Raw genomic sequence first — 12,054 nt, forward strand, 5'->3', positions numbered from 1 at the left:
CAGGACCGGACGATGCGAGCACCACCCCGCCTGGGCCGCCACCCCCGCGTCTTAAGAACGCTTAAGAACACTCAAGAACACAAATGCCGGATGGCCACAAAGGTTCACCCTACAAACACGAAGCTCGAATGAATTCATCCATAACCTTGATGACGCGTTCGGGCTGGTCTTTGTGCGGTGAATGGCGGCAATCGGGGAGAATGCACAGGCGGGTCTGCGCGGCGTGACGCTGGATACCGCGGATTTGTTCCAGCGAACCGTACTCGTCGTCTTCGCCCTGTATGGCGAGTATCGGGCAGCGTATGCTACCCAGATACTCCTCGATGTTCCAGTCGCGGAACTCCGGATTCAGCCACACATTGTTCCAGCCCCAGAAGGCCGAATCGGGATCCTGGTGATAGCGTTTCAGCCTGGCCGGCAGGTCGGTGTCGAGATACGCCTGTCGCGCGCCCTCGATGCTGGAAATGGAAATGTCTTCGACGAAAATATGCGGCGCGGCGACCACGACGGCCCGCGCGGCGTCGGGATACATCGCGGCGTAAAGCAGGGCGATAGATCCTCCATCGCTGTGCCCGAACAGAATCGGCTTTTCATCTTGCAGACCCAGCGCCTGGAACAGCGCGGGTAGAACCTCTTTGGCCTGCGTATGCATATACGTGACCGGCCAATGTTCTGCCTGCGGCCGCGGTGTGCTCGACCCGTAGCCGTAGCGCGAAAACACCAGCCCACGGCAGCCGGTGGCGGCGCATGCCTGCGCAGGCCAGTCTTTCCACATGGCCACCGAGCCCAGGCCTTCATGCAGGAAAACCAGCAGCGGCGCGGAGGTTTTTTCGGGGTTGAGCAACAGATATTCGATAGTCAGTTCGCGCTCCGGGAGCCGGATCTGCACATGCCTTGCTTGATTGACGGGCGGGGCGGGCATAGTCATGTATGGGTTTCCATCTGGCGCAGGCGAAAGCGCTGTATCTTGCCTGTGGCTGTTTTCGGGAGTTCTTCGGTAAAGTGGATCTGGCGCGGATATTTAAAAGGCGCAAGATGCTCTTTAACATAACTCTGCAATGCTGTCTTGATTTCGTCGCTGGGCTCATGCCCGGGGCGCAGCACCACGAAGGCCATGGTCTTGATCAGGCCTTCGGCGTCGGGTACGCCGATGACGGCGGCTTCCAGCACCATATCATGCCGGCTCAGGATATTTTCGACTTCGATGGGAGACACATACTGGCCGCTGACTTTGATCATATCGTCGCTGCGTCCGGCGTAGGTGTAGTAGCCGTCCTTGTCGCAAATGTATTTGTCGCCGCTTTTGAGCCAATCCCCGAGGAAGGTGTCGCGTGTTTTCCGCTGATTGTTCCAATACATGAGCGCAGCGCTGGGGCCCTTGATGAACAAGTCGCCGATGGCGCCTGGAGGAACGCGGGCGCCCAGTTCGTCGCGCAGTTCGACTTCGTAGCCGGGCACCGGCTTGCCCGTTGTGCCGTAGCGCAATTGGTCCGCACGGTTGGACAGAAAAATGTGCAGCATCTCGGTCGAGCCTATGCCGTCCAGGATGTAGCAGCCGAAATGTTCGGTGAAGCGGTCTCCCAGGTCCTTGGGCAACGCTTCGCCGGCCGAGGCGCATACCCGCATCGATACCTGGGATCGATCCGGCAGTTCTTTCGCGGCCAGCATGCTGGCGTACAGAGTGGGCACGCCGCAGAAAACGGTGGGCTGGAATTCTGTCAGGCGTTTGAAAACGGCTTGCGCAGTGGGGCGTTCGTCCATGAGTACGACGGTGGCGCCGACCGACAGCGGAAAGGTCAGGGCATTGCCCAGGCCGTAGGCAAAAAAAAGTTTGGCGGCCGAAAACACGATGTCGTCTTCACGGATTCCGAGGATAGGCTTGCCGTACAGCTCGACGGTATGCCAGAGATTGCCGTGGCTGTGCACGACCCCTTTGGGCTGGCCGGTGGAGCCGGATGAATACAACCAGAAGGCGATCTCGTCGGCGCGCGTCTTGACAGCCGGTATGGCCGCGGCGCCGGTGTAGCTTTCGAAGTCTATACAGGGGGCGGACAGGGGCTGGCCGGGCTCGGCAACGATAATGTGCCTGACCTCATGATTGCAGCGCGCCATCGCTTCTTCCAGTGTGTGAAGCAGCGCCGCCGATACGAATACGGCCTGGGCACGGCTGTGCGTGAGCATGTAGGCATAGTCGTCCGGAGTCAGCAGGGTATTGACCGCAACGGGCACGACCCCGGCGTGGAGAGCACCCAGAAAGGCAATAGGCCAGTCTACGGTATCGTGCATCAGCAGCAGGGCGCGTTCTTCGCGCCGCAGGCCAAGCTTTTGCAACAGCCCGGCGAAACGGGCGCTGCGTTCGGCCAATTGGCCATAGCTGAGCGTGCGCCGGCCGTCTATGTATGCGGTCTTGCCGGTTCGAGTGGCGTTGATGTCACCGAGATATTGAGCATAATTCAATTCGCTTGGGCAGGTGTTCATATTTGTCTCGCTGGATTATGTGTGTGCATGCCGTTTGCGGCACCCGGAGCGCCGATGCTGCCGCCGCGTCGCGGCATGGGTTTAGCGGCTGAATTCGATGGCGCCTTGCGGCAGCAGGTAAAGGACCAGGGCCGCGCCGTCGCTGACGGTGGGGCTGTGAGCGCTGCCCGGGCCATATACCAGCCAGCCTGCCGGATTTTGGTCGAATTTTGCCGTGGGACTCAGGGGCATGATGAGATCGATTTCGCCATTCGGGTGACGATGATGAGGGCCGACAAGGTCCTGCATCTGTACGACATCCACTGAATATCCGCCAAGATCCGCGGCCGGCTTGATGACCCGTCCATAACGAACGCCGCCTTGCTCGTACTTGCACATCCAGCCTTGATCAATGCCGTTCTTGCAGGATTGGAAAATTTTTTCGTAGATCGGGCCGTGCGCGGGAAAACGTGCATTAAGATCGGTCTGTAGAGCGTTATCGGGAATGCGCGACCCGATTGCATCGGTGACTGTCTTGATGACGTCCTGAAATTCCTGCACGCTGCTCATCGCGGCAACTCCTTTTTTCAAAAAAATCGTAGGTTATGGATGCAAATTAGGGCTTTTCGAAAGAAGTGTCAAGCACTATAATGCATGTTATCCGATTCCTTAGGGTTATTCTGGGTGAAAAATAAAGCATTCGATCAAGACCTGGCGCTGGTTGCCGCCAATCCCGAAACCGGCAAGGATGCCTATCTGCTTGCGCTGGGCGAACGGGTTCGGCGCTTGCGGGCCATGCGCGGCATGACCCGCAAGGCGCTGGCGCAGGGGGCCGGTGTTTCGGAGCGTCATTTGGCCAATCTGGAAGGCGGGATCGGCAATGTGTCGATCCTGGTGCTGCTGCAGATTGCGCAGGCGTTCAATTGCGTTCTTGCCGAACTGGTCGGGGATGTAACTACCTCGAATCCCGAGTGGCTGCTGATACGCGAGCTGCTTGAAAACCGCTCGGAAAAGGAATTGCAGCAGGCGCGCGAAGCGCTGACGGGCTTGTTCGGCGAACAGCCGGCGGCACGGCAGAAAAATAAACTGCGGCAGATTGCCCTGATCGGTTTGCGGGGCGCCGGAAAATCGACGCTGGGCCGCATGCTGGCTGAAGATCTGGGCTATTCCTTTGTCGAGCTCAGTGCGGAAATCGAGCGGATCGCCGGCTGCGGGATTCTTGAAATTCACAGCCTGTATGGCCCCAGCGCGTACCGTCGTTATGAAAAGCGGGCGCTCGAAGAAGCGCTGCAGTTGTACCCCGACATGGTGCTGGCCACCCCCGGCGGCATGGTCTCTGAACCGGCCGCCATGAACCTGATGCTTTCCCATTGCTATACCGTCTGGGTCAAGGCGACGCCCGAGGATCACATGTCGCGTGTCATGGCCCAGGGCGATTTCCGGCCCATGGCCGGCAATAATGAAGCCATGGCCGATTTGAAACGAATTTTGGCGAGCCGCGAGGCTTTTTATTCCAAGGCTGATTTTGTCTGCTCGACCAGCCACCAGAGCCTGGCCGAAGCATACGAAAGCCTGCTGTCGCATATGCGCCAGATGATGAGTGCGGCTGTATAAATCATAAAAATGCATTTTTATGCATGATTTCTTGACTTGTGAATTTAAGTGCAATATGATGCATTAAAATTCAAGACTATGAATTATTATTCATTTATCAAGTCAGGAGCTGTTCATGAGCGATACCGCTACCCAGGTCGATTTTCGCACCCACCCCGGGCTATATAAGCACTGGGCATTGTCTTTCGACGGCGCCGTCGCGACGCTGGCCATGGATGTCGCCGAAGATGCCGGCTTGCGGCCCGGTTACAAGCTCAAGCTCAATTCCTACGATCTGGGCGTGGATATCGAGCTGCATGACGCCCTGCAGCGTATCCGTTTCGAGCATCCGGAAGTGCGCACGGTCGTGGTCACAAGTCTCAAAGACCGGATCTTCTGTTCCGGCGCCAATATCTTCATGCTGGGCCTGTCGACGCACGCCTGGAAAGTCAATTTTTGCAAGTTCACCAATGAAACCCGCAATGGCATCGAAGATTCCAGCCGCCATAGCGGCCTGAAATTCGTGGCGGCCCTGAACGGCGCCTGCGCGGGCGGAGGCTATGAACTGGCTCTGGCTTGCGACGAGATTTTGCTCATCGATGACCGCTCTTCGGCGGTGTCCCTGCCGGAAGTGCCTTTGCTGGGCGTGCTGCCCGGCACGGGCGGTTTGACCCGGGTTACCGACAAGCGCAAGGTGCGCCATGATCATGCCGATATTTTCTGTACGTTGGTCGAGGGTGTACGGGGCCAGCGCGCCAAGGACTGGCGCCTGGTCGATGATTTGATCAAACCCGCCCAGTTCGCCCATGGAATCAAGAGCCGGGCTCTGGAGCTGGCCGCCGGCAGCGACAGGCCGGCCGATCGCAAGGGCGTGGAGCTCACGCCCTTGCAGCGCCTGGACACCGAAACCGGCGTTTCCTACAAATATGTCGATGTGCAGATCGATCGTGAAAAACGCTTGGCCACCTGGACGGTGCGTGCCCCTGAGGGGGCTGTGCCAGAAGACATTGCCGGCATAGAGGCCCAGGGTGCCGCCTGGTGGCCCCTGCAAATGGCGCGCGAGCTCGATGACGCCATTCTTCATTTTCGCACCAATGAACTCGATATCGGTACCTGGGTGTTCAAGACTGCCGGTGATGCCTCTTATGTGCTGGCGGCCGATGCCAGCCTTTTGAAATTTGCCGGGCACTGGTTTGTGCGGGAAACCCTGGGCATGTTGCGGCGCACCCTGGCGCGTCTCGATGTGACCTCGCGCTCGCTGTATGCCCAGATTGAAATCGGTTCGTGTTTTGTGGGCACTCTGCTCGAGCTTGCCCTGGCCTGCGATCGGTCGTACATGCTGGATGATGCCGAAGCCGAACATCCCGCCGAAATCGTAGTCGACGAATTGAATTTCGGCCACTACCCCATGGTCAACGGGCAAAGCCGCATCGAGCGGCGCTTCTACGAAGAGGCTCCGGCGATCGATGCCGTGCGTGCCACGCTGGGGCGCGCCTTGTCGGCCCGGGAAGCCGAGGCGTTGGGGCTGATTACCCTTGCGCCCGACAGCCTCGATTGGGAAGATGAGATCCGCCTGGTGCTGGAAGAGCGCCGGGCCTTGTCGCCCGACGCGCTGACGGGGCTGGAGGCCAATCTGCGTTTCGGTGGCAAGGAAACCATGGAAACCCGGGTGTTCGGGCGCCTGACCGCCTGGCAGAACTGGATTTTCAATCGCCCCAATGCATCGGGCGAAAAGGGCGCACTCAAGTTGTATGGCAAGGGCGAGCAGGCCAGTTTCGATTGGAATCGCGTGTAAGCGGGGCCTTGAAGGCTGCGCGACTATATAGACTATCCTCAAGGAGTTCCAGACATGTCCGGTATCAATTATTCAGAAAAAATCCCCAACAATGTGAACTTGTCGGGCGATCGCGCACTGCAGCGCGCACTCGAACACTGGCAACCCAATTACCTGCAGTGGTGGCAGGAAATGGGCCCCGAAGGCGCCCAGAATTTCGACGTGTATCTGCGTACGGCCGTGAGCGTGCAGCCCGACGGCTGGGCGAATTTCGACCACGTCAAAATGCCGGATTACCGCTGGGGTATTTTTCTGGCCCCGCAAGACGGCAATCGCAAGGCTCATTTCGGCGAGCATATCGGCCGCGATGTGTGGCAGGAGGCGCCGGGCGAGCATAGGGCCAATTTGCGCCGCATCATCGTCACTCAGGGCGACACCGAGCCGGCTTCGGTGGAGCAGCAGCGCCACCTGGGGTTGACCGCGCCTTCGCAATACGATTTGCGCAATCTCTTCCAGGTCAACGTCGAGGAAGGACGTCATTTGTGGGCCATGGTGTATTTGCTGCACCGCTACTTTGGCCGCGATGGGCGCGAAGAAGCCGATGCCTTGCTGCAGCGCAACTCCGGCGACCAGGACAGCCCGCGTATTCTTGGCGCCTTCAACGAGAAGACTCCCGATTGGCTGGCCTTTTACATGTTCACGTATTTCACCGATCGCGATGGCAAGTTCCAATTGTGCGCTCTGGCCGAATCCAGCTTCGATCCGCTGGCGCGAACCACCAAATTCATGCTGACTGAAGAGGCTCACCACATGTTTGTCGGGGAGTCAGGTGTCTCGCGAGTCTTGCAGCGCACCTGCGAAGTCATGAACCAGCTCAAGACCGACGATCCGGCGGCGCTGCGCGCGGCCGGCGTCATCGATTTGCCCACCGTGCAGCGCTATCTGAATTTTCATTACAGCGTGACCATCGACCTGTTCGGCGCCGATCAATCTTCCAACGCCGCCATCTTTTATAGCTCCGGCCTGAAAGGCCGCTATGAAGAGAGCAAGCGCACCGACGATCATCAGCTCAAGAACGACACCTATCGCGTACTGGAAGTCGCCAATGGCCAGTTGCGGGAAATCGAAGTGCCTATGCTCAATGCCCTGAACGAGGTTTTGCGCGACGATTTCATCCGCGACTCGATGGCCGGCATCGGCCGCTGGAACAAGGTCATGGAGAAAAACGGCATTGCCTTCCGCCTGCGGGTACCGCACAAGGCATTCAATCGCAAGATCGGTACGTTGGCGGGCATACGTGTTTCGCCCGAAGGCGAAGTGTTGAGCGACGAGCAATGGAAAAACCACGAAAACAGCTGGCTGCCGACGGCCGAAGATCGTGCCTTTGTTGCTTCATTGATGGGGCGCGTGGTTGAACCCGGCAAGTTCGCCAATTGGATTGCGCCTCCGGTGATCGGCGTCAACCGCCAGCCCATTAATTTCGAATACGTTCGTTTCAATTAACATTCAAGAACAAGGCTTCCTGTGCGAAGCCTGCATTTTCGGGGTTGCAGCCCAGACGGGCGGTCGTTCCGGCAATGAGGAGTTCAATCATGACAGCACCGATACCAACTCACGTCATCAAGCAGCACCTGATCGATCCCGAAATTTGCATACGCTGCAATACGTGCGAGGAAACCTGTCCGATCGATGCCATTACCCATGATTCGAACAATTATGTGGTGAACCCCGAAATCTGCAATAGCTGCATGGCCTGTGTGCCGCCGTGCCCCACGGGCGCCATCGATAATTGGCTCAAGGTGCTGTCGGATCAGGCCTATGGTATGGACGCGCAGTTCGGCTGGAACGAATTGCCCGCCGAGCAGGCCCTGGACGAGACGCCCGCCGTTGCGCCGGCCGCGGTGATTACGGTTTCGATCGACTCTGGAGACGATCCGGCAAACGATCTGCAGGGCATGCCTTCGACCTCGGCCGGCGCCAGCATTCCGCCGTGGTCGGCTGCGCACCCCTACGTCAATCTGTACACGCACAAGAATCCAGTGATGGCCACGGTAGTGGGCAATTACCGGGTAACCGACGAGGACACCGAGAGCGATATTCACCATATCGTGCTGGATTTCGGCGATGCGCCTTTTCCCGTTCTGGAAGGGCAGTCGATTGCGGTTTTTCCGCCGGGCGCCGATAGCGCCGGCCGCGCCTATCATGCCCGCCAGTATTCCATAGCCAGCCCGCGCGACGGCGAGCGCCCGCGCTACAACAATCTGTCGCTGACGGTCAAGCGCGTGACAGCCGGCTACGATGGCAAACCCATTCTGGGCGTGTGTTCGAACTATTTGTGCGATCTGAAAAAGAACGACACCGTGCAGGTTATCGGGCCGTTTGGCAATACGTTCCTGATGCCCAATCAGGAAGACTCCAATCTGATCATGATTTGCACCGGTACCGGCTCGGCACCTATGCGCGCCATGACCGAGCGTTGTCGGCGCCTGGTGAAAGACAAAGGTTTCAGTGGCAAGCTCATGCTGTTTTTCGGCGCACGCACGCAGCGCGAGCTTCCATACTTCGGGCCTCTTATGAATCTGCCCAAGGATTTCATCGATATCAATCTGGCCTTGTCGCGATCGACCGATCAGCCCAAGCGCTACGTGCAAGACCTGATACGCGAACGCGCCGGCGAAGTAGCGGCACTGCTGGAAAGCGACAAGACCTGCATCTACGTATGCGGCCTGAAAGGCATGGAAGCCGGAGTGATCGATGCCCTGCAGGATGTGGTGTCAGGGGCGGGCAGGCATTGGCTGGACGTTCATAGCCAGCTTAAATCCCAGGGGCGCCTGCATTTCGAGACATATTAAAGCGTCGGGCGCGCTGTTCTCGAATAGAGGGCGGGCCGGCTTGTCCGGCCTGTCTGGATAGGCGCGAATGCCATTCCTGCTCCGGGCGGTTAAACTTCAAGGCTACCTGCGGTCCATTATGCCTGGCCGGCCGTCGAGCGGTTCAGGCGACATGGAGCGCATTATCTATCATTGCTTTTAGAGGTTTTGCCATGAAATTCAGCGAATTCAAAGCCGGGATGGTGGTTACACATCCTCCTGTGGTCGTCAGACAGGAGGAAATGCTGAGTTTTGCCAAGGCTTACGATCCGCAATGGTTTCATACCGACGTCAAACGCGCCGAGCAGGGGCGGTGGGAAGGCCTGATCGCCAGCGGCTGGCTGACCTGTAGCCTGGCCATGCGCATGGCTGTCGATGCGGCCCTGCATGACTCCGAGTCTTTTGGTTCGCCTGGCCTGGAAAAGCTGCGCTGGCTGCTGCCGGTGCGTCCCGACGACGCGATCCACCTGGAGGCAACGGTGGATTCGGTGCGTATTTCATCAAGCCGCGACGACCTGGGCATCATGCGCTGGACCTGGCGGGTATTCAATCAGCGTAAAGAACAAGTGCTCGAGGTCGAGGCCACGAGCCTGTTCGAACTGGATAACGGCAAATAGGAATGCGTTTGCAGGGGCTCATGCGCAGGGACATGAGCTATCCGTTTCGTAGGGGTATCCCTTGTGGGCTCCGGTTGTTGCACCGGGCAATGCCGCCTAGAACCAGGGTTTTCGCCCGGTTACGTAGATGCGTTCGAAGTCGGCATTCGATTTGGTCAGGTAGATTATCCCTTCGATAAAGGCGATGATGCCTATGACGATGGAGGGCAGGCTGAACAGGATGAAGCCCAGGACGAACACCACCAGCATGATCACGCCTTCCTTGGTGTAGCCCAGATAAAACTTGTGTATGCCCAGGCCGCCCAGCAATATTGCCAGAATGCCGGCGAGGATTCTTTTGGAGGAATCGTCGGTGCTTTTGTCGGGGTAGATGGCGGTTGCCGTGTCGCCCTGCGCTTCAAAATCGACCTTCTGGCCCGCCTGGCCGGGCACCTGGCCGCGCCATTCCGTGGATGCAAAGGAGTAGCGTTTACCGTCGTCGCCGGCGATGAGTCCAGAGCCGGCATTGATATCCAGAATAGAACCTTTCATGCTTTCACCTCCTGCGTGTTTTTTCGGCAGTATATCTTGCCTGGGTCTCCCTGATAAGAAGAATTCGCGGGTTTTGGCGGGTTGCCGCTTCCGTATCTGAAGAATTTGGATGACAGGCGGTTACTAGGTCGTTTTTGGTTTGGGTTGTTTGCGGGATTTGATGTTGTGGTAGCTTTGGTATTTAAAGACGCCGTCTATCGGGGCTTGGGGTCAGGGCCGGCACGGCGTGCTTGATCCGGATCTACCTCGTCCAGGCGGGCGTCGGGCCAAACTCGCTACGCCGCTGGCGCGGCTGCGCTCAAACAGGGCCCGCCGAAGGCCCCCGCCTTCCCTACGGTAGCATCCGGCGCACGCCTTACGCCGGTCCTGACCCCAAGCCCCGATAGACGGCTCACGTTAGGGCATGCCTGGAATCAATGTGCTTGCACTTACTGTTAATGGGCCTGCATCAATAAAACCGGTAACGTGCGTGCACCCGTACCTTTATCACGTGGCTACATCTACCGAGATTGATGACTCGACTGACTAAATGCCCACAGCCCCAACGTATACCTCGATGCATGACTCCAACGCTTCTCTCGCTGCATTTCCTCAACGCAAGCCGCAGGGTGGGCGGTGCTGTGTAGTCCGGCGGTAGTCCAGCGCCGGGTGCTGACGAAGGGAAGGCGGGGGGTGTCGGCGGGCGCTGTCTGAGCCCGGCCTCGCGAGGCCGGGCGAGTTCGCCCGACGCCCGCCTGGACGAGGCAGACCCGGGCAGTCGGGGTGCGTAGCACCACGACCGCTGGACGTGCCGGACTACACAGCACCGCCCACCCTGCGGCGTCTTTATAGAATTAACCGCCGCCCACACACCAATGCACAGCCCAAAGCCATCGCTCAAGCCAGTACAGGCAGCCCAAATTCACACCCCAAGCCTAAAAACGGCTCAAAACGAAAGTCACAGAAACGCATTCAGCGCGGCAAACACTCGAACCAAAAATGCTCTAGGCTGCCCCTTCTTGCAAGCCGTCTTAGAAAAACGCCTGGATGCCGGTTTGAGCGCGACCCAGGATCAAGGCGTGCACATCGTGCGTGCCTTCGTAAGTGTTCACGACTTCAAGATTGACCAGATGGCGGGCCACCCCGAACTCATCGGAAATGCCGTTGCCCCCCAGCATATCGCGGGCCATGCGCGCGATGTCCAGCGATTTGCCGCAAGAATTGCGTTTCATGATCGAAGTGATCTCGACGGCGGCCGTGCCTTCGTCTTTCATGCGCCCCAGGCGCAGGCAACCCTGCAGCGCCAGCGTGATTTCGGTTTGCATGTCGGCCAGTTTTTTCTGGATCAATTGTGTAGCCGCCAGGGGGCGGCCGAACTGCTTGCGGTCCAGGGTGTACTGGCGCGCCGTGTGCCAGCAGAATTCCGCGGCACCAAGCGCCCCCCAGGCAATGCCGAAGCGCGCCGAATTCAGGCACGTAAAGGGGCCCTTGAGGCCGCTGACGCCCGGCAGCATCTGCTCTTCGGCGACTTCAACCTCGTCCATGACGATTTCGCCGGTAATCGAGGCGCGCAGCCCCACTTTGCCATGAATGGCGGGTGCCGACAGGCCTTTCATGCCCTTTTCAAGGATGAAGCCGCGGATCTTGCCGTCATATGGGCCGCCGGAGCAGTTGGCCCAAACCACGAAAACATCGGCGATCGGCGAATTGGTGATCCACATTTTATTGCCGGTGAGCTTGTAGCCGTTGGCTGTTTTGACCGCGCGCGTATCCATGCTGCCTGGGTCGGAGCCGTGGTTGGGCTCGGTCAGGCCGAAACAGCCTATCCATTCGCCGCGGGCCAGCTTGGGCAGGTATTTCTGTTTTTGTGCCTCGCTGCCGAACTCATTGATAGGCACCATGACCAGCGAAGACTGCACGCTCATCATGGAGCGATAGCCGGAATCGACGCGTTCGACCTCGCGGGCGATCAAGCCGTAGCTGACATAGTTCAGGCCGGCGCCGCCGTATTCGACTGGAATCATGGCACCCAACAAGCCCAATTCGCCCATTTCGGCAAAAATGGCCGGATCGGTTTTTTCGTTTCGAAAAGCCTCGAGTACGCGCGGCGCCAGCTTGTCCTGCGCATAAGCATGTGCCGCATCGCGCACCATGCGCTCTTCTTCAGTGAGCTGGGTGTCCAGCAATAATGGATCTTGCCAATGGAAAGAGGGGGCTGAGGACATGGGGGACT

The 12,054-nt window shown here is 58.6% G+C and carries 10 protein-coding genes; 5 read left to right on the forward strand and 5 right to left on the reverse strand.

Going from position 1 to position 12,054, the window contains the following annotated elements; genetic code table 11:
* Nucleotides 1-109: 109 nt before the first annotated feature.
* From ACYVIS_RS11635 to ACYVIS_RS11645, 3 genes are all read right to left on the reverse strand, one after another.
* Nucleotides 110-928, reverse strand: coding sequence for an alpha/beta fold hydrolase (locus ACYVIS_RS11635; RefSeq protein WP_460874026.1), 819 nt, complete (start codon nt 926-928; stop codon nt 110-112).
* Nucleotides 925-2,478 carry a benzoate-CoA ligase family protein gene (locus ACYVIS_RS11640; protein ID WP_460874027.1) on the reverse strand — a complete coding sequence of 518 codons (1,554 nt, stop codon included), beginning with the start codon at nt 2,476-2,478 and terminating at the stop codon, nt 925-927. The genes ACYVIS_RS11635 and ACYVIS_RS11640 overlap by 4 nt, the downstream gene beginning before the upstream one ends.
* An 81-nt stretch (nt 2,479-2,559) precedes the next feature.
* The gene (locus tag ACYVIS_RS11645) at nt 2,560-3,027 is read right to left on the reverse strand and encodes a 4-hydroxylaminobenzoate lyase (RefSeq protein WP_460874028.1); all 468 of its coding nucleotides are present in this window, start codon (nt 3,025-3,027) and stop codon (nt 2,560-2,562) included.
* 141 nt (nt 3,028-3,168) lie between these two features.
* Between ACYVIS_RS11645 and ACYVIS_RS11650 the strand changes: the two genes are divergently transcribed.
* From ACYVIS_RS11650 to ACYVIS_RS11670, 5 genes are all read left to right on the forward strand, one after another.
* Nucleotides 3,169-4,071 carry a helix-turn-helix transcriptional regulator gene (locus tag ACYVIS_RS11650; RefSeq protein WP_460874046.1) on the forward strand — a complete coding sequence of 301 codons (903 nt, stop codon included), beginning with the start codon at nt 3,169-3,171 and terminating at the stop codon, nt 4,069-4,071.
* A 115-nt stretch (nt 4,072-4,186) separates the two neighbouring features.
* Nucleotides 4,187-5,845, forward strand: coding sequence for a 2,3-epoxybenzoyl-CoA dihydrolase (gene boxC / locus ACYVIS_RS11655; RefSeq protein WP_460874029.1), 1,659 nt, complete (start codon nt 4,187-4,189; stop codon nt 5,843-5,845).
* Between the two features lie 54 nt (nt 5,846-5,899).
* Nucleotides 5,900-7,327, forward strand: a complete 1,428-nt coding sequence (boxB, locus tag ACYVIS_RS11660; RefSeq protein ID WP_232740909.1) for a benzoyl-CoA 2,3-epoxidase subunit BoxB — start codon at nt 5,900-5,902, stop codon at nt 7,325-7,327.
* Between the two features lie 89 nt (nt 7,328-7,416).
* Nucleotides 7,417-8,676 carry a benzoyl-CoA 2,3-epoxidase subunit BoxA gene (boxA, locus tag ACYVIS_RS11665; protein ID WP_232740908.1) on the forward strand — a complete coding sequence of 420 codons (1,260 nt, stop codon included), beginning with the start codon at nt 7,417-7,419 and terminating at the stop codon, nt 8,674-8,676.
* Nucleotides 8,677-8,867: 191 nt separating this feature from the next.
* Nucleotides 8,868-9,311 (forward strand): MaoC family dehydratase, encoded by a 444-nt coding sequence (locus ACYVIS_RS11670; protein ID WP_460874030.1) that lies wholly within the window; start codon nt 8,868-8,870, stop codon nt 9,309-9,311.
* 96 nt (nt 9,312-9,407) lie between these two features.
* On the opposite strand, the gene ACYVIS_RS11675 is transcribed toward ACYVIS_RS11670, so the two are convergent.
* Nucleotides 9,408-9,842, reverse strand: a complete 435-nt coding sequence (locus tag ACYVIS_RS11675) for a TM2 domain-containing protein (RefSeq protein ID WP_232740906.1) — start codon at nt 9,840-9,842, stop codon at nt 9,408-9,410.
* A 1,010-nt stretch (nt 9,843-10,852) separates the two neighbouring features.
* A complete protein-coding gene (locus ACYVIS_RS11680; RefSeq protein ID WP_232740905.1) occupies nt 10,853-12,046 on the reverse strand; it encodes an acyl-CoA dehydrogenase in 1,194 nt (397 codons plus the stop codon).
* Nucleotides 12,047-12,054 lie beyond the last annotated feature (8 nt).

The organism is Paralcaligenes ginsengisoli, assembly GCF_054781135.1.